Source organism: Pseudomonas sp. LBUM1645 (genome assembly GCF_059716185.1).
In genome coordinates this window covers 6,549,229-6,566,215 of sequence record NZ_CP166811.1, presented here as the reverse complement: position 1 = coordinate 6,566,215, position 16,987 = coordinate 6,549,229, and the positions used below count along the sequence as shown (strand labels likewise).

16 protein-coding genes are annotated in these 16,987 nt (G+C 60.4%); 10 read left to right on the top strand and 6 right to left on the bottom strand.

Translation table 11 applies throughout. The features are described 5' to 3' along the window. Window positions 1-32: 32 nt before the first annotated feature. Window positions 33-857, bottom strand: a complete 825-nt coding sequence (locus ACA079_RS29935) for an SDR family oxidoreductase (protein ID WP_497701874.1) — start codon at window positions 855-857, stop codon at window positions 33-35. A 142-nt stretch (window positions 858-999) separates the two neighbouring features. Then, complete coding sequence (locus ACA079_RS29930) at window positions 1,000-2,040, bottom strand: threonine aldolase family protein (protein ID WP_497701873.1); 1,041 nt, start codon at window positions 2,038-2,040, stop codon at window positions 1,000-1,002. Between the two features lie 131 nt (window positions 2,041-2,171). Here ACA079_RS29930 and ACA079_RS29925 point away from each other — a divergent pair, with 131 nt between their 5' ends. The 8 genes from ACA079_RS29925 (at window position 2,172) to fdhA (ending at window position 12,353) form a co-directional block, all read left to right on the top strand. Beyond that, window positions 2,172-2,891: a TraX family protein gene (locus tag ACA079_RS29925; RefSeq protein ID WP_497701872.1), complete on the top strand. Its 720-nt coding sequence runs from the start codon at window positions 2,172-2,174 to the stop codon at window positions 2,889-2,891. Between the two features lie 284 nt (window positions 2,892-3,175). Then, complete coding sequence (glyA, locus tag ACA079_RS29920) at window positions 3,176-4,429, top strand: serine hydroxymethyltransferase (RefSeq protein ID WP_497701871.1); 1,254 nt, start codon at window positions 3,176-3,178, stop codon at window positions 4,427-4,429. 23 nt (window positions 4,430-4,452) lie between these two features. Then, complete coding sequence (locus ACA079_RS29915) at window positions 4,453-5,703, top strand: sarcosine oxidase subunit beta (protein WP_497704396.1); 1,251 nt, start codon at window positions 4,453-4,455, stop codon at window positions 5,701-5,703. A gap of 14 nt (window positions 5,704-5,717) precedes the next feature. Next, entirely contained in the window at window positions 5,718-6,047 is a 330-nt protein-coding gene (locus ACA079_RS29910; RefSeq protein ID WP_008147095.1) for a sarcosine oxidase subunit delta, read from the top strand. After that, on the top strand, window positions 6,044-9,061 hold the full coding sequence (locus ACA079_RS29905) for a sarcosine oxidase subunit alpha (protein ID WP_497701870.1): 3,018 nt from the start codon (window positions 6,044-6,046) through the stop codon (window positions 9,059-9,061). Before ACA079_RS29910 ends, ACA079_RS29905 begins: the two co-directional genes overlap by 4 nt. Before the next feature lie 183 nt (window positions 9,062-9,244). After that, the gene (locus ACA079_RS29900) at window positions 9,245-9,877 is read left to right on the top strand and encodes a sarcosine oxidase subunit gamma (RefSeq protein ID WP_497701869.1); all 633 of its coding nucleotides are present in this window, start codon (window positions 9,245-9,247) and stop codon (window positions 9,875-9,877) included. Window positions 9,878-10,089: 212 nt separating this feature from the next. Then, window positions 10,090-10,947, top strand: coding sequence for a formyltetrahydrofolate deformylase (purU, locus tag ACA079_RS29895; RefSeq protein WP_497701868.1), 858 nt, complete (start codon window positions 10,090-10,092; stop codon window positions 10,945-10,947). 206 nt (window positions 10,948-11,153) lie between these two features. Beyond that, window positions 11,154-12,353 carry a formaldehyde dehydrogenase, glutathione-independent gene (gene fdhA, locus ACA079_RS29890; protein WP_007947729.1) on the top strand — a complete coding sequence of 400 codons (1,200 nt, stop codon included), beginning with the start codon at window positions 11,154-11,156 and terminating at the stop codon, window positions 12,351-12,353. Window positions 12,354-12,566: 213 nt separating this feature from the next. On the opposite strand, the gene ACA079_RS29885 is transcribed toward fdhA, so the two are convergent. The 3 genes from ACA079_RS29885 to ACA079_RS29875 are packed head-to-tail and all read right to left on the bottom strand — an operon-like array spanning window position 12,567 to window position 14,518. Beyond that, window positions 12,567-13,241, bottom strand: coding sequence for an anti-sigma factor (locus tag ACA079_RS29885; RefSeq protein WP_497701867.1), 675 nt, complete (start codon window positions 13,239-13,241; stop codon window positions 12,567-12,569). Beyond that, complete coding sequence (locus tag ACA079_RS29880) at window positions 13,238-13,873, bottom strand: sigma-70 family RNA polymerase sigma factor (RefSeq protein WP_497701866.1); 636 nt, start codon at window positions 13,871-13,873, stop codon at window positions 13,238-13,240. Before ACA079_RS29880 ends, ACA079_RS29885 begins: the two co-directional genes overlap by 4 nt. Window positions 13,874-13,927: 54 nt before the next feature. Next, a complete protein-coding gene (locus tag ACA079_RS29875; RefSeq protein ID WP_497701865.1) occupies window positions 13,928-14,518 on the bottom strand; it encodes a fasciclin domain-containing protein in 591 nt (196 codons plus the stop codon). Window positions 14,519-14,732: 214 nt separating this feature from the next. Here ACA079_RS29875 and ACA079_RS29870 point away from each other — a divergent pair, with 214 nt between their 5' ends. Beyond that, on the top strand, window positions 14,733-15,284 hold the full coding sequence (locus ACA079_RS29870) for a DUF2780 domain-containing protein (protein ID WP_497701864.1): 552 nt from the start codon (window positions 14,733-14,735) through the stop codon (window positions 15,282-15,284). On the opposite strand, the gene yihG is transcribed toward ACA079_RS29870, so the two are convergent. Then, window positions 15,234-16,166: a 1-acylglycerol-3-phosphate O-acyltransferase, YihG family gene (gene yihG, locus ACA079_RS29865; protein WP_497701863.1), complete on the bottom strand. Its 933-nt coding sequence runs from the start codon at window positions 16,164-16,166 to the stop codon at window positions 15,234-15,236. The two genes, ACA079_RS29870 and yihG, sit on opposite strands and share 51 nt — an antisense overlap. A 271-nt stretch (window positions 16,167-16,437) precedes the next feature. On the opposite strand from yihG, the gene rloA2 reads away from it, so the two are divergent. Further along, window positions 16,438-16,944, top strand: coding sequence for a retropepsin-like aspartic peptidase RloA2 (gene rloA2, locus ACA079_RS29860; protein WP_497701862.1), 507 nt, complete (start codon window positions 16,438-16,440; stop codon window positions 16,942-16,944). Window positions 16,945-16,987 lie beyond the last annotated feature (43 nt).

Sequence of the window (16,987 nt, the reverse complement as noted above, 5' to 3'; positions counted from 1 at the left end):
ACTCGACAGCTCCTACAAGGGTTGTGGAAATCTCAATCGACAAACAGGTCCGGCATCAGTTTGTCGGTGGAGTCCGGTTCAAAACGATACCCCTCAAAATCCGTCACCCCGTTTTCACCCAGAATTTCCTCATCAATCAGCAACCGCCCGGTAATGCTGCGACCGCTGCTGTCCAGAATGACATGGGCGGCATCCGCCATGATCGCCGGCGTTCGCGCATGCTTGAACGACTCGCGTGACCCGAGTTGAAACTCGATGGCGGCGGTGGCGATCATGGTCTGCGGCCACAACGAGTTGACGCTGATGCCGTAACTGGCAAATTCCTCGCTCATGCCCAGCGTCAGCATGCTCATGCCGTATTTGGTCACGGTGTAGGGGCTGTATTGCGCGAACCATTTCGTCGCCAGGTTCAACGGCGGCGACAGGCTGAGGATGTGCCCCTTGGTTTTCTTCAGATAGGGCAGGGCCGACTGACTGCACAGGAGCACGGCGCGGGTGTTGATCTGGTGCATCAGGTCGAAGCGCTTGAGTTCGATGTGTTGAACCCCGGTCAACTTGATCGCGCCGGCGTTGTTGATCAGCGCATCAATGCCGCCAAAATGTTCGTTGGCTTGGGCCAGTGCCTCACGTACCGCGACTTCATCACGCACATCCACCTGCAAGGCCAACGCCTTGCCGCCCGCGGCTTCAACTTCCTTCGCCACGCTGAAAATCGTGCCCGGCAACTTGGGGTGCGGCTCGGCGCTTTTCGCGGCAATCACAATGTTGGCCCCATCCCGCGCAGCCCGTAGCGCGATCTCACGACCAATCCCGCGGCTGGCTCCGGTGATGAACAGGGTTTTGCCTTGTAAGGACATGCGTGTGCTCCTGATTATTATTGTCTGAGCGGATCGAAATGGCTCGCCAGACAATGTAGACCAGGACAGCGGGGAGAAACTGCTTGTGAGGGTTTTGTGGCGAGGGAGCTTGCTCCCTCACCACAGGGGATCGGGTTGCTGCTTAGCGGGACATGACTTCGCGAATATCCGCAGCCAATTCCCGTACGCGTTCTTCTTCGGTGTCCCACGAGCACATGAAGCGTGCGCCGCCGTTGCCGATGAAGGTGTAGAAGCGCCAGCCCTTGGCCGTCAGTGCGGCGATCGCCGGCTCCGACAGTTGCAGGAACACGCCGTTGGCTTGTACCGGGAACATCAGTTCCACGCCTGGAATGTCGCTCACCAGTTCAGCCAACAGTTGCGCGCAGTGGTTGGCGTGGCGGGCGTATTTGAGCCAGGCGTCGTTTTCCAGAATCCCGACCCACGGCGCCGACAGGAAGCGCATCTTCGAGGCCAGTTGCCCGGCCTGTTTGCAGCGGTAGTCGAAGTCTTCAGCCAACTTGTGGTTGAAGAACAGAATCGCTTCCCCCACCGCCATGCCGTTTTTGGTGCCGCCGAAGCACAACACGTCGACGCCGGCTTTCCACGTCAGATCGGCCGGCGAGCAGCCAAGGAAAGCGCAGGCGTTGGAGAACCGCGCGCCGTCCATGTGCAGGTTCAGGCCCAGTTCTTTGCACGTGGCGCTGATGGCGCGGATTTCTTCCGGGGTATAGACGCTGCCGACTTCAGTGGCTTGGGTCAGGGTGACTACGCGCGGTTTTGGGTAGTGGATGTCCTGGCGCTTGAGCGCGATTTCGCGGATCGATTCCGGGGTCAGCTTGCCGTTTTCAGTGCGGGCGACGAGCAGCTTGGAGCCGTTGGAAAAGAATTCCGGTGCGCCACATTCGTCGGTTTCGACGTGGGCGGTTTCCGAGCAGATCACGCTGTGGTAACTCTGGCACAGCGACGACAGGGCCAGGGAGTTGGCCGCGGTGCCGTTGAAGGCGAAGAATACTTCGCAGTCGGTTTCGAACAGTTTGCGGAAATCGTCGGACGCGCGTGCGGTCCATTCGTCGTCGCCATAGGCGCGTTGGTGGCCGTGGTTGGCCTGTTCCATGGCGGCCCAGGCTTCAGGGCAGATACCGGAATAGTTGTCGCTGGCGAATTGTTGGCTCTTATCGGTCATGGCCGGCTTCCGTGGTCGAGGCTCTTATGGTGAAGGGCCTCGTGGTCAATGATGGTGCGCACTTTACCGAAGATCGTCCGGGGAGCACACGCGATGATGCTGTCAGAAAAATACAAAGACGCAGGGCAATTATGCACATGACGCAAAGGGATGGGGCACTGGATCTGCTCAAGTGGCTGGCGCTGTTGAGTATGGTGCTCGATCACCTGCGATATGTCGGTTATTCCGTCGATATTCTGTATGTGCCGGGTCGGTTGGCGTTCCCGTGGTTCTGTCTGGCGATGGCCGCAAACCTGGCGCGGGCCCGCACGGTGACGACGGACGGCCAGTGGCGTTATCTGGGCTGGTTGCTGCTGTTTAGCGCCATCAGCGAAATTCCCTACCGGATGTACATTCCTGATCCCGACACCTTGAACGTGCTGCCCACGTTGGCGTTGGGATTGCTGGTGGCCCGTGGCTGGCAGGATCGAACCCTGCAAACGCGACTGTTGGCGGCAGGCGCCTTGCTGCTGGCGGCGCTGTTCCCGGAACGCCTGATGTTCGGCTTCTTCGGCGTGTTGTTGCCACTGGCGATGTTGCTGGTGATCAAGCGGCCCTGGTACTTCAGCCTGTTGCCGGGGCTGGTCTGTCTGGCAGCCAATCAGTGGCCAGTGCTGTATTCCTCCGCGCAGTTTCACAATGTTGAAGCCATCCTCGGCATCGCCGCTTGTCTGATCGCGCCACTGGCCGGCCTGATTTTGTTGCGCCACGCCGGCCGGCTCAACCCTCCACCGCCGATGCGTCGTTGGGCGTATGCCCTGTATCCGCTGCACTTTCTACTGCTGCTCGCAGTGAGACAGATCATCGCCTAACCCTTGTGGGAGCGAGCTTGCTCGCGATGGCGGTGGGTCAGGCAACATCAATGCTGACTGTGACGGACTCATCGCGAGCAAGCTCGCTCCCACAGGGTTCTCTGCTGATTTGAGGACTGTGTTCGGCATGCCATTTCCCGCCATGTCGTAAACGCACCTTTGCGTGGCGTCCGTAGGCATTTGGCCTGTCTGCGCCGGTCATACCATCGCATTCAAAGGGCACTGTCGAAACACCAGTGCCTTACCGAGACGAATGGCGCATAGATGCCGCTGGGAGAGACGCGATGTTCAGCAAGCAAGACCAGATCCAGGGTTACGACGATGCACTGCTGGCGGCGATGAATGCCGAGGAGCAACGCCAGGAAGATCACATCGAGCTGATCGCGTCAGAGAACTACACCAGCAAACGCGTCATGGAAGCGCAAGGCAGTGGCCTGACCAACAAATACGCCGAAGGCTATCCGGGCAAGCGCTACTACGGTGGCTGCGAGCACGTCGATAAAGTTGAAGCGCTGGCCATCGAACGCGCCAAACAACTGTTCGGCGCCGATTACGCCAACGTTCAGCCGCACTCCGGCTCCTCGGCCAACAGCGCCGTTTACCTGGCTTTGCTGCAGGCCGGCGACACCATCCTCGGCATGAGCCTGGCCCATGGCGGTCACCTGACCCACGGCGCCAAAGTGTCGTCCTCGGGCAAGCTGTACAACGCCGTGCAGTACGGCATCGACACTAAAACCGGGCTGATCGACTACGACGAAGTCGAGCGCCTGGCCGTCGAGTGCAAACCGAAGATGATCGTCGCTGGTTTCTCGGCCTATTCCAAGACCCTCGACTTCCCACGCTTCCGTCAGATCGCCGACAAGGTCGGTGCGCTGCTGTTCGTCGACATGGCTCACGTTGCAGGTCTGGTCGCTGCCGGCCTGTACCCGAACCCGCTGCCGTACGCCGATGTGGTCACCACCACCACCCACAAGACCCTGCGCGGTCCACGTGGCGGCCTGATCCTGTGCAAGTCCAACGAAGAAATCGAGAAAAAGCTCAACTCGGCAGTCTTCCCGGGTGCCCAGGGCGGCCCGCTGATGCACGTCATCGCTGGTAAAGCGGTGTGCTTCAAGGAAGCTTTGGAGCCTGGCTTCAAGGCTTACCAGCAACAAGTGATCGACAACGCTCAGGCCATGGCCGGCGTATTTATCAAACGCGGCTACGATGTAGTGTCCGGCGGCACCGACAACCACCTGTTCCTGGTCAGCCTGATCCGTCAGGGCCTCACCGGCAAAGAGGCGGATGCAGCACTCGGTCGCGCCCACATCACCGTGAACAAGAACGCTGTCCCGAACGATCCACAGTCGCCGTTCGTGACCTCCGGCCTGCGCATCGGCACCCCGGCGGTGACCACTCGCGGCTTCAAGGTTAGCCAGTGCGTCACGCTTGCCGGCTGGATCTGCGACATCCTCGACAACCTCGGCGACGCCGACGTCGAGGCCAATGTTGCGCAGCAAGTTTCAGCCCTGTGCGCGGACTTCCCGGTTTATCGCTGAGCGCGGTTTTGGAGTAAATGACTATGCAACGGTACTCGGGCTTCGGCCTCTTCAAACACTCCCTCAGCCATCACGAGAACTGGCAGAAAATGTGGCGCACGCCGACCCCTAAAAAGGTCTATGACGTGGTCATCGTCGGCGGTGGCGGGCATGGTCTGGCGACCGCTTACTACCTGGCCAAGGAACACGGCATCACCAACGTGGCTGTGGTCGAGAAAGGCTGGCTGGGCGGCGGTAACACCGCGCGCAACACCACCATCGTTCGCTCCAACTACCTGTGGGACGAGTCGGCGCACCTGTACGAACACGCGATGAAATTGTGGGAAGGCCTGTCCCAGGACCTGAACTACAACGTGATGTTCTCCCAGCGCGGCGTTTACAACCTGTGCCACACCCTGCAGGACATTCGTGATTCCGAGCGTCGGGTCAGCGCCAACCGCCTCAATGGCGTGGACGGCGAACTGCTTGATGCCAAACAAGTGGCTGACGAGATTCCGTACCTCGACTGCTCGAAAAACACTCGCTACCCGGTGATGGGCGCTACCGTCCAGCGTCGCGGCGGCGTAGCCCGTCACGATGCCGTGGCGTGGGGCTTTGCCCGTGCCGCTGACGCACTGGGCGTGGACCTGATTCAACAGACCGAAGTGATCGGCTTCCGCAAGGAAAAGGGCGTGTGCATCGGTGTTGAAACCAACAAAGGCTTCATCGGCGCCAAGCGCGTCGGTGTAGTGACCGCCGGAAACTCCGGGCACATGGCCAAACTCGCCGGTTTCCGCCTGCCGATCGAATCGCACCCGCTGCAAGCGCTGGTGTCCGAGCCGATCAAGCCGATTATCGACAGCGTGATCATGTCCAACGCCGTACACGGTTACATCAGCCAGTCCGACAAGGGCGACCTGGTGATCGGCGCCGGTATCGACGGCTACAACGGCTACGGCCAGCGTGGTTCGTACCCGGTGATCGAGCACACCATTCAAGCCATCGTCGAGATGTTCCCGGTCTTGTCCCGCGTGCGCATGAACCGTCAGTGGGGCGGCATCGTCGACACCACGCCGGACGCCTGCCCGATCATCTCGAAAACCCCGGTTCCGAACATGTTCTTCAACTGCGGTTGGGGCACCGGTGGCTTCAAGGCAACACCTGGCTCGGGCAACGTGTTTGCCGCGAGTCTGGCCAAGGGTGAAATGCACCCATTGGCTGCACCTTTCTCCATCGACCGTTTCCACAACGGTGCGTTGATCGATGAACACGGCGCTGCTGCGGTTGCCCACTAACAGGAGAAATCCCCATGTTGCATATCTTCTGTCCTCACTGCGGCGAACTGCGCTCCGAAGAGGAATTCCACGCATCCGGCCAGGCGCACATCCCGCGCCCTCTGGATCCGACCAACTGCACCGACGAGGAGTGGGGCGACTACATGTTCTTCCGCGATAACCCTCGCGGTCTGCACCACGAGCTGTGGGATCACGTCGCCGGTTGCCGTCAGTACTTCAACGCCACCCGTGACACCGTGACCTACGAGATTCTCGAGACTTACAAGATCGGCACCAAGCCACAATTCACCGACAAGACCGATAGCCCGAAAGCGGCCGCCACGGCTCTGGGAGAGAAGGTATGAGCCAGATCAATCGCCTGTCCAACGGCGGACGGATCGACCGCAACAAAGTGCTGAGCTTCACCTTCAACGGCCAGACCTACAAAGGCTTTGAAGGCGATTCCCTGGCCGCAGCCTTGCTGGCCAACGGTGTCGACATCATCGGTCGTAGCTTCAAGTATTCCCGTCCGCGCGGCATCTTTGCCGCCGGTGCCGAAGAGCCGAACGCCGTGCTGCAAATCGGCGCGACCGAAGCCACGCAGATCCCGAACGTGCGCGCCACGCAACAAGCGCTGTATCAAGGTCTGGTCGCCACCAGCACCAACGGCTGGCCGAGCGTGAACAACGACATGATGGGGATTCTCGGCAAGGTCGGCGGCAAGCTGATGCCGCCGGGCTTCTACTACAAAACCTTCATGTACCCGCAATCGTTCTGGATGACTTACGAGAAGTACATTCGTAAAGCCGCCGGTCTTGGCCGCTCGCCGACCGAGAACGATCCGGACACCTACGACTACATGAACCAGCACTGCGACGTGCTGATCGTCGGCGGTGGCCCTGCTGGCCTGGCCGCTGCACTGGCGGCTGCCCGTAGCGGTGCTCGTGTAATTCTGGCCGATGAACAGGAAGAGTTCGGCGGTAGCCTGCTCGATTCCCGCGAAAGCCTCGATGGCAAACCAGCCGCCGAATGGGTCGCCAGCGTCATCGCCGAGCTCAAGGACACCCCGGACGTGCTGCTGTTGCCGCGCGCCACGGTCAACGGTTACCACGACCATAACTTCCTGACCATTCACGAGCGCCTGACCGATCACCTCGGCGACCGCGCCCCGATTGGCCAAGTGCGTCAGCGCATCCACCGTGTTCGCGCCAAGCGCGTAGTGCTGGCGACCGGCGCTCACGAGCGTCCACTGGTTTATGGCAACAACGACGTACCGGGCAACATGCTCGCCGGCGCTGTGTCGACTTACGTGCGTCGTTACGGCGTAGCACCGGGCAAAAAACTGGTGCTGTCGACCAACAACGATCACGCCTATCGCGTTGCTCTGGATTGGCTCGACGCCAGCCTGCAAGTTGTCGCCATCGCAGATGCCCGCAGCAATCCGCGCGGTGCGCTGGTTGAAGAAGCGCGCGCCAAAGGCATCCGCATCCTGACCGGCAGCGCCGTGATCGAGACACGTGGCAGCAAGCACGTGACCGCCGCTCGCGTTGCCGCGATCGATGTCAAAGCGCACACCGTGACCAGTCCTGGTGAGTGGCTTGAATGCGACCTGGTTGCCAGCTCCGGCGGTTACAGCCCGGTGGTTCACCTGGCGTCGCACTTGGGTGGCAAGCCGATCTGGCGTGAAGACATTCTCGGTTTCGTACCGGGCGAAGCACCGCAGAAACGCGTGTGCGTCGGTGGCATCAACGGCGTCTACGGCCTCGGCGATTCCTTGGCCGATGGTTTTGAAGGCGGCGCTCGCGCAGCCAGCGAAGCCGGTTTCAGCGTGGTCGAAGGTACCTTGCCGAAAGCCCTGAGCCGTCTGGAAGAGCCGACTTTGGCACTGTTCCAGGTGCCACACGAAAAGAACACCGCACGTGCGCCGAAGCAATTCGTCGACCTGCAAAACGACGTCACCGCTGCCGCCATCGAACTGGCGACCCGCGAAGGCTTCGAGTCGGTCGAGCACGTCAAACGCTACACCGCACTGGGCTTCGGCACTGACCAGGGCAAGCTCGGCAACGTCAACGGTCTGGCCATCGCCGCCCGTTCGCTGAACGTGACCATCCCGCAGATGGGCACCACCATGTTCCGTCCGAACTACACGCCGGTAACCTTCGGCGCCGTGGCCGGTCGTCACTGTGGGCACATCTTCGAGCCGGTTCGTTTCACCGCGCTGCATCACTGGCACGTGAAGAACGGCGCCGAGTTCGAAGACGTCGGTCAGTGGAAGCGTCCTTGGTACTTCCCGAAAAACGGTGAAGGCCTGCACGCTGCCGTGAAACGCGAATGCAAAGCCGTGCGCGACAGCGTCGGCCTGCTGGACGCTTCGACCCTGGGCAAAATCGACATCCAGGGCCCGGACTCGCGTGAGTTCCTCAACCGCATCTACACCAACGCCTGGACCAAGCTCGACGTGGGCAAGGCCCGCTACGGCCTGATGTGTAAAGAAGACGGCATGGTGTTCGACGACGGCGTAACTGCATGCCTCGCCGACAACCACTTCGTGATGACCACCACCACCGGCGGCGCTGCACGCGTGCTGCAATGGCTGGAAATCTACCACCAGACCGAATGGCCAGACCTGAAGGTGTACTTCACCTCCGTGACGGATCACTGGGCAACCATGACCCTGTCCGGGCCGAACAGCCGCAAGCTGCTCAGCGAAGTCACCGACATCGACCTGAGCAACGAAGCCTTCCCGTTCATGACCTGGAAAGAAGGTCTGGTCGGCGGTGTGCCGGCGCGGGTGTTCCGGATTTCGTTTACCGGTGAGCTGTCGTACGAAGTCAACGTGCAAGCTGACTACGCCATGGGCGTACTCGAGAAAATCGTCGAGGCCGGCAAGAAGTACAACCTGACCCCGTACGGCACTGAAACCATGCACGTGCTGCGGGCCGAGAAGGGTTTCATCATCGTTGGGCAGGACACTGACGGGTCGATGACGCCGGATGACCTGAACATGGGCTGGTGCGTCGGTCGCACTAAACCTTTCTCATGGATTGGCCAGCGTGGCATGAACCGCGAAGACTGCGTGCGTGATCAACGCAAACAGTTGGTCGGTCTGAAGCCGATCGATCCGACCAAATGGCTGCCGGAAGGTGCGCAACTGGTGTTCAACACCAAGCAGGCGATCCCGATGACCATGGTCGGTCACGTCACCTCCAGCTACTTGCACAACTCCCTCGGCTATTCGTTTGCCATGGGTGTGGTGAAGGGCGGCTTGAAGCGAATCGGTGAGCGCGTGTTCGCACCGCTGGCCGATGGCAGCGTGATCGAGGCGGAAATCGTTTCTTCGGTGTTCTTCGATCCAAAGGGTGATCGCCAGAACATCTAACTGCTTCAGCTCCTGTGGGGTGCCTGCTGACGCCATCGCGAGCAAGCTCGCTCCCACAGGATTGAAGTCGCTAGGGAAGTTTGTGTCAGGCATCAATCCACTGTGGGAGCGAGCTTGCTCGCGATGGCGGCAGAACAGCCACCACAAGGTATTGAACCAACAGAATTCAGGAACAGGTGCTTTATGACCGCAGCCAATGTTTACCAACAACGCCCAACCACTGGGGCCAAGGCCGAGTCGTCGCTGCATCACGCCGACCTGCCAAGTCTTGTGGGCAAGGGCCGCAAAAGCGCCGGCGTGATCGTGCGTGAGAAAAAACTCCTCGGCCACCTGACCATTCGTGGCGATGGCCATGATGCGGCGTTCGCTGCCGGCGTTCACAAAGCCCTCGGTATCGAATTGCCGGGCGCGCTGACCGTCGTCGTCAAAGGCGAAACCAGCCTGCAATGGATGGGACCGGATGAATGGCTGCTGATCGTGCCGACCGGTGAAGAATTCGCCGCCGAGAAGAAACTGCGTGAAGCGCTGGGCGACCTGCACATCGCGATCACCAACGTCAGCGGCGGCCAGCAGCTCCTCGAACTGAGCGGCCCGAACGTACGCCAGGTACTGATGAAGTCCACCAGCTACGACGTGCATCCCAACAGCTTCCCGGTGGGCAAGGCTGTGGGCACCGTGTTTGCCAAGTCGCAACTGGTGATCCGCCATACCGCCGAAGACACCTGGGAACTGCTGATTCGTCGCAGCTTCTCGGATTACTGGTGGTTGTGGTTGCAGGATGCTGCCGCCGAATACGGGCTTAGTGTTCAGGCTTGAGATCGACCCCTCACCCCAGCCCTCTCCCCATGGGGGAGAGGGGGAAAGGGAGCCGATCTCTAGCGTTTTCAAAACCTGAGTTCGATTCGGTACTTCAGGTCGATGTAGCTCCAAGTACAACTCGGTCAGTCCCCTCGCCCCTCTGGGGAGAGGGTTAGGGTGAGGGGTGGATTTCCCTGACACCCAGAACAATGAACAGGAGTCACCGCACTATGAGCCGCGCCCCAGACACATGGATTCTGACCGCCGACTGCCCAAGCGTCCTCGGCACCGTGGACGCGGTGACCCGCTTTCTGTTCGAGCAGGGCTGCTACGTCACCGAGCACCATTCCTTCGATGATCGGCTCTCGGGCCGTTTCTTCATTCGCGTGGAATTCCGCCAGCCTGATGGCTTCGACGAACAAGCCTTCCGCGCAGGTCTGGAAGAACGTGGTGCCCATTTCGGCATGATCTTCGAACTCACGGCGCCGAACTACCGCCCGAAAGTGGTGATCATGGTCTCCAAGGCCGATCACTGCCTTAACGATTTGCTCTACCGTCAGCGCATCGGTCAATTGTCGATGGACGTGGCCGCCGTGGTTTCCAACCACCCGGACCTCAAGCCGTTGGCGGACTGGCACCAGATTCCGTACTACCACTTCCCGCTGGACCCGAACGACAAACCGTCCCAGGAACGTCAGGTTTGGCAGGTGATTGAAGAGTCCGGCGCCGAACTGGTGATCCTTGCCCGCTACATGCAAGTCCTGTCGCCCGAGCTGTGCCGCAAACTCGACGGCAAGGCGATCAACATCCATCACTCCCTGCTGCCGGGTTTCAAGGGCGCCAAGCCTTATCACCAGGCCTACAACAAGGGCGTGAAACTGGTCGGCGCCACGGCGCACTACATCAACAACGACCTGGACGAAGGCCCGATCATCGCCCAGGGCGTAGAGGCTGTGGACCACAGTCATTACCCCGAAGACTTGATCGCCAAGGGACGGGATATCGAAGGGCTGACCCTGGCCCGGGCCGTTGGCTATCACATTGAACGAAGGGTTTTCCTGAACGCTAATCGCACGGTCGTTCTTTAGATTGCTATCGCGAGCAAGCTCGCTCCCACAGGGTTTTGTGTCGTTCGCAGACCTTGTGTACACCCCGATCCACTGTGGGAGCGAGCTTGCTCGCGATGGCGGCATAACAGACAACACAAGACACACAAGCAATAACCCGAGCAATCAACGCGCCGCCGCTCCATGGCGACGCGACCGCTACATAAAAACAACAGCGAGGTGAAAGCATGTCTGGCAATCGTGGTGTGGTGTATCTCGGCAATGGCAAAGTCGAAATACAGAAAATCGACTATCCGAAAATGCAGGACCCGCGCGGCAGGAAGATTAATCACGCTGTCATCCTGCGCGTAGTTTCCACCAACATCTGTGGTTCCGATCAGCACATGGTGCGCGGTCGTACCACCGCCCAGACCGGTCTGGTGCTGGGCCACGAAATCACCGGTGAAGTGATCGAGAAGGGCAGCGACGTCGAGAACCTGCAGATCGGCGACCTGGTTTCCGTACCGTTCAACGTGGCTTGCGGGCGCTGCCGTTCCTGCAAGGAAATGCACACCGGCGTTTGCCTCAGCGTTAACCCGGCGCGTCCGGGCGGTGCTTATGGTTATGTCGACATGGGCGACTGGACCGGCGGCCAGGCTGAATACGCGATGGTGCCGTACGCCGACTTCAACCTGCTGAAACTCCCGGATCGTGATCGCGCGATGGAAAAAATCCGCGATCTGACTTGCCTCTCCGACATCCTGCCGACCGGTTACCACGGTGCAGTGACCGCCGGCGTTGGCCCAGGCAGCACCGTGTACATCGCCGGTGCCGGTCCTGTCGGTCTGGCCGCCGCTGCTTCCGCTCGCCTGTTGGGCGCGGCGGTGGTGATCATCGGTGACGTCAACACCGTCCGCCTGGCGCACGCCAAGGCTCAGGGTTTTGAAATCGCCGACCTGTCCCTGGACACTCCGCTACACGAACAAATCGCTGCACTGCTGGGCGAGCCAGAAGTGGATTGCGCCGTCGACGCCGTGGGCTTCGAAGCGCGCGGTCACGGCCATGACGGCGTGAAACACGAGGCTCCGGCCACCGTGCTGAACTCGCTGATGGGCGTGGTTCGGGTGGCCGGCAAAATCGGTATCCCTGGCCTGTACGTAACTGAAGATCCAGGTGCAGTCGACGCAGCCGCGAAGATGGGCAGCCTGAGCATCCGCTTTGGTCTGGGCTGGGCCAAATCCCACAGCTTCCACACTGGCCAGACGCCAGTGATGAAGTACAACCGCCAGCTGATGCAGGCGATCATGTGGGACCGTATCCACATTGCCGACATCGTTGGTGTTGAGGTGATCAGCCTGGATGACGCGCCGCGTGGATATGGCGAGTTCGATGCAGGCGTGCCGAAGAAGTTTGTGATCGATCCGCACAAGTTGTTTAGTGCGGCGTAAGGCGTAAGGCTTCAGGCAAAACAAAACGGCGACCTCAGGGTTGCCGTTTTTGTATTGGGGGGAACACAACCTCTGTGGCGAGGGAGCTTGCTCCCGCTGGGGCGCGAAGCGACCCCAAAACCATCCGCCGAGGAGTATCAGGTGTAACGAGTTAGCCGGTTGACGACTGCTGCGCAGCCGAGCGGGAGCAAGCTCCCTCGCCACAATAGCGAGTCAGAGCGCAGCCAACGCCCCTTGATACAGGACTGGCCCAGTCGGTTGCCCCGTCGGCGAACCACCCTTCGGCTCAAGACTCACCGCCAACGCAATCGGCTTGCCGATCAACGTCTTCTGCGCATCGCTCAGCTCTACACGACCCTTCCCGCCCACCGGAATCACCCCAAGTGAAATCGGCTTGCCATCCGCCGGAATCGCCCACAACTCCAAGCTACGGCCCGGATCAACCGCCGCCAGCGTCAGCGGTTCAACGTTCAAATAATCCTCATGCGCTTCAACCGTCAGCGCAGGCTGCGCGTCGGCGGTCATCAACGTGGCGCTGTAACGCGCATTGTCGCGGTTATAGATCACAACCAACGTCACGGCGATCACCAGCGAACAAACCGCAGCCGTCACTCGCAACCAGTTCCAGAACCGACGTTTTTCCGGCATGTGCAGCACTTGCGGCTCAATCCGCGCCGTAATTCCCTGCCACACCCGCTCCGGCACCGGCTGCTCGGGCAGTGCGTCGGTCAAACTGGTCAGGTTTTCCTGCCACTGCGCCAGTTCCGCGCGCAATGCTGCGTCCTCCAACAACAACTGCTCGAAACGCCGGCGAGCAGCAGAGGGCATCAAGCCAATGGCGTAATCGGCGGCGAGGGCGCGGCGCAAGGTTGGGGTTTGATAGTTCATGATTCAAGGCACCTGCGCAGTCGCTCCATACCGCGGCGGATCCAGGATTTCACCGAGCCCAGCGGCGCGGCCAGGTGTTCGGCGAGCTCAGAGCAGGACAACCCCTGAAAGTAGGCCACGGTGATCGATTGGCGCTGCATGCCGTCGAGGCTTTCCAGGCAGCGGTTCAAGGCGTTGGCCTCACGGGCACTGCTTAGCTGTTCGTGGGCGGATGGGCTTTCATCCACCAGCGCTTGTTCTTCAAGGTCGCTCAACGGCCGGTCGCGGTGTTTGCGCAATTGATCGATGGCCTGATGACGGGTGATGTTGATCATCCAGGTCAGCGGCGCCGACAGATGCGCCTCGTAGCGCGAGGCGTTGTTCCAGATGCGCACGAAGCTTTCCTGCAGCACTTCTTCAGCCAGATCCGGCCGCCCCATGAAACGCAGCGCTACGCCATGCAGCCGCGGGCCGACGCTGCGGTAAAGCGTCTCGAACGCGCGGCGGTCGCCCAGTGAACACTGGGCCAGAAGCTGCCTGAGCTGATCGGTGTCGGGGATTGGAATGGCAGTTCTCCAGGCAATCGAGGTGGGCTGCGTGAGGTGCCGGTTGCAGGCAGAGGTTAGTTCACGCTGCGTCGTTGTTCCATTCACGGGTGGCCACCTCGAACAACCGCCGACCCCGATGGGCGGGGTCGGCGGCACCCCTCAGCTTTTCGGCATCAGTACTTTGTCGATGACCTGAATCACGCCGTTGGACTGGTACACGTCATAGGTGGTGATATCGGCGATGTCACCTTTTTCATCCTTGATCGTGATGTTGTGCGGGCCGTTCATCATCGCCCACAGCTTGCCACCTGCGACGGTGGTCAGTTCGGCTTTGCCGCCACCAGCCTTGATCTTCTCGGCCAAGGTCAGCATGTCGAGTTTCCCGGCGACCACGTGGTAGGTGAGGACGTGAGTCAGGGTCGCCTTGTTGGCGGGTTTGAGCAGAGTATCGACAGTACCGGCCGGCAGGGCGGCGAAGGCCGAGTTGACCGGGGCGAACACGGTGAACGGGCCTTTGCCCTTGAGGGTGTCCACCAGGCCAGCGGCTTTCACGGCGGCGACCAGGGTGGTGTGATCGGCGGAGTTCACCGCGTTATCGATGATGTCTTTGCTCGGCATCATGCTCTGGCCGCCGACGATGACAGCGTGGCTCGTGTCTGCCGCTTGCACGGTGTTCAGGACGAATCCGCCGCCAAGGGTCAGGGTCAGCAGGCTGGCAATCAACGGCGTTTTGATCGAAGTGCGTTTCATGGTGATGATCCTCGTAAGGGAATCGGCCAGGAATGTCTGTCCGTGCTTGATATACGCGGGCGAGGCCAGACTGGATGCAGCGCCGGTAAATTCTTTTTCGACTGTTCGTCAGGGGCTCACCAAGGCTGGGAACAATCCCCCGGGATGCCAGTCCAACACACGATTTTTCGCCGCCCATTGCCGGGCGGTTTTCATGGCACATGAGGATGTCTGAATGAAGATTTCACGCGGTTTTGCACTGGCTTCGCTGATGTGTCTGGCGGCCAGTCCGGTCTTTGCTCAGTTCAGCCTGTTCGATGCGGCCAATGCCATCTCCGGCAAGCAGGGCGATGACGCCGCCGCAGCCGCGCCGACCGCGCAGACGGCCGGTCTGCTGAGTGCGCTCAGCCAATTGAACGTGACGCCAGAACAAGCCATTGGCGGTGCCGGGGCGATGCTCGGTCTGGCGAAGAATCAATTGAGTTCGACCGACTACTCGGAGTTGACCAAAAGCGTACCCGGAATCGACTTACTGTCCGGTGGCGGTGAACTGGGCGTCCTCAGCGGCTTGCTTGGCTCGTCCGGTAACGCGGCAGGTCTGGGCAACGTCTTGGGCAACGTGAATAACACCAGCGACCTGAACAGTGCCTTCAGCGCATTGGGCATGGACACTGGCATGATCGGCCTGTTTGCCCCCGTGCTTCTGCAATTTTTCGGTCAGCAGGGCGTCGGCGGTTCACTGCTGCAAAACCTCGGCGGGATCTGGGGCGCAGGCACCGGTACCTGATTCAGCGGCACGCAAGGCGTCAATGCGCAGGTCCTTCTCGATCCAGAGCTGGTTGACCCAGTTCTGGATCGTTTCGCGAAACTGCAGATCGTTTTCGTAATCGCCCTGCCACAGCGCCGGGTCGAGTTCGCGGGTCTTGATGTCGATGATGACCCTCGGCACGTTGCCGCTGAGCAAATCCCAGAACCCCGGAATCGTCTGCTGCGGATACACCACCGTCACATCAAGGACGGCGTCCAGCTGTTCGCCCATTGCCGCCAGTACAAACGCCACGCCACCAGCCTTGGGCCTGAGCAGGTGGGTGAAGGGTGATTGCTGCTGGGCACTTTTCGCCGCGGTATAGCGTGTGCCTTCCAGGTAATTGACCACCGTCACCGGCTGACGCTTGTACAACTCGCACGCCGCTTTAGTGATCTCCAGGTCCTTGCCGGTCAACTCAGGGTGCTTCGCCAGGAATGCCTTGGTGTAGCGTTTCATGAACGGGTAATCCAGCGCCCACCACGCCAGGCCCAGGAACGGTACCCAGATCAGCTCTTTCTTGAGGAAGAACTTGAAGAACGGCGTGCGCCGGTTCAGCGTCTGGATCAACGCCGGGATATCGACCCAGGATTGATGGTTGCTGATCACCAGATACGACGTGTCGACCCGCAGCTCATCGCCGCCACGGATATCCCATTGCGTGGGGATGCACAGGCGGAAAATCAGCTTGTCGATTTCGGCCCAGGTCTCGGCGATCCCCATCACCGTCCATGACGCGTAATCACGCAAGCGCCCGGGCAGGAGCAGTTTGAGCAAAGCGAACACCATCAGCGGCCCGAACAGGACCAAGGTGTTGAGCAACAGCAGCAGGGTAACGAAACAGCCGGTGAGCAGGCGGCGCATAAATAACTCTTGAAAACATTTGGGCGCGCAATGATAAGCAGCTTCGGACGGCAGGCCAAATCGGCGACGACGAATGTTTCACCTTTGGACCGCTATGCTGGAGGTCGGCTGAAAAGATCGCAGCCTTCGGCAGCTCCTACAAAAGCACGCCGTACACCTGTAGGAGCTGCCGAAGGCTGCGATCTTTTGATCTTTGGTTTTGCAGACGCCGAACGAATTCAAAGGCAACGGTCTAAAATTCCGCTGCCCACTCCTCAAGGAAGCCCATTACGTGAAATCCCTCCTTGCACTGCTTGCCCTCGTGGCCCTGCCGGTCCTGGCCGCTGAGCCGACCCTGTACGGGCGCTACGAATACATCGCGCTGCCGGAAATCGGCGGCGAAGTCCTTAAAGCCAAGATGGACACCGGCGCCCTGACCGCGTCGCTGTCGGCCAAAGACATCGAAACCTTTACCCGTGATGGAGACGAGTGGGTGCGCTTCCGCCTCGCTACCAAAGGCGCGAGCAACAAGGTCTACGAACACAAGGTCGCGCGGATCAGCAAGATCAAGACCCGCTCCGAAGAAGACGAGGACGACAACGAAGCGGTCGAACCCACCAAGCGTCCGGTGGTTGATCTGGAACTGTGCCTGGGCAACGTCAAGCGCACCGTGGAGGTCAACCTCACCGACCGCAGCAGCTTCAACTACCCTTTGTTGATCGGTGCCAAAGCCTTGCGTGAGTTCGGCGCGGCGGTGAACCCGGCACGGCGCTTTACTGCGGACAAACCCGACTGCTGATTTCAAGTGGTCTCATTGACGTGACGTGAGCCTTGGGGCACCG

Coding starts and splice junctions, on each gene's coding strand:
- ACA079_RS29875 (WP_497701865.1), bottom strand. CDS start 14,518: ATGAAACGCACTTCGATCAAAACGCCGTTGATTGCCAGCCTGCTGACC.
- ACA079_RS29935 (WP_497701874.1), bottom strand. CDS start 857: ATGTCCTTACAAGGCAAAACCCTGTTCATCACCGGAGCCAGCCGCGGG.
- fdhA (WP_007947729.1), top strand. CDS start 11,154: ATGTCTGGCAATCGTGGTGTGGTGTATCTCGGCAATGGCAAAGTCGAA.
- yihG (WP_497701863.1), bottom strand. CDS start 16,166: ATGCGCCGCCTGCTCACCGGCTGTTTCGTTACCCTGCTGCTGTTGCTC.
- ACA079_RS29905 (WP_497701870.1), top strand. CDS start 6,044: ATGAGCCAGATCAATCGCCTGTCCAACGGCGGACGGATCGACCGCAAC.
- ACA079_RS29870 (WP_497701864.1), top strand. CDS start 14,733: ATGAAGATTTCACGCGGTTTTGCACTGGCTTCGCTGATGTGTCTGGCG.
- ACA079_RS29910 (WP_008147095.1), top strand. CDS start 5,718: ATGTTGCATATCTTCTGTCCTCACTGCGGCGAACTGCGCTCCGAAGAG.
- ACA079_RS29925 (WP_497701872.1), top strand. CDS start 2,172: ATGCACATGACGCAAAGGGATGGGGCACTGGATCTGCTCAAGTGGCTG.
- ACA079_RS29930 (WP_497701873.1), bottom strand. CDS start 2,040: ATGACCGATAAGAGCCAACAATTCGCCAGCGACAACTATTCCGGTATC.
- ACA079_RS29885 (WP_497701867.1), bottom strand. CDS start 13,241: ATGAACTATCAAACCCCAACCTTGCGCCGCGCCCTCGCCGCCGATTAC.
- glyA (WP_497701871.1), top strand. CDS start 3,176: ATGTTCAGCAAGCAAGACCAGATCCAGGGTTACGACGATGCACTGCTG.
- ACA079_RS29915 (WP_497704396.1), top strand. CDS start 4,453: ATGCAACGGTACTCGGGCTTCGGCCTCTTCAAACACTCCCTCAGCCAT.
- ACA079_RS29900 (WP_497701869.1), top strand. CDS start 9,245: ATGACCGCAGCCAATGTTTACCAACAACGCCCAACCACTGGGGCCAAG.
- purU (WP_497701868.1), top strand. CDS start 10,090: ATGAGCCGCGCCCCAGACACATGGATTCTGACCGCCGACTGCCCAAGC.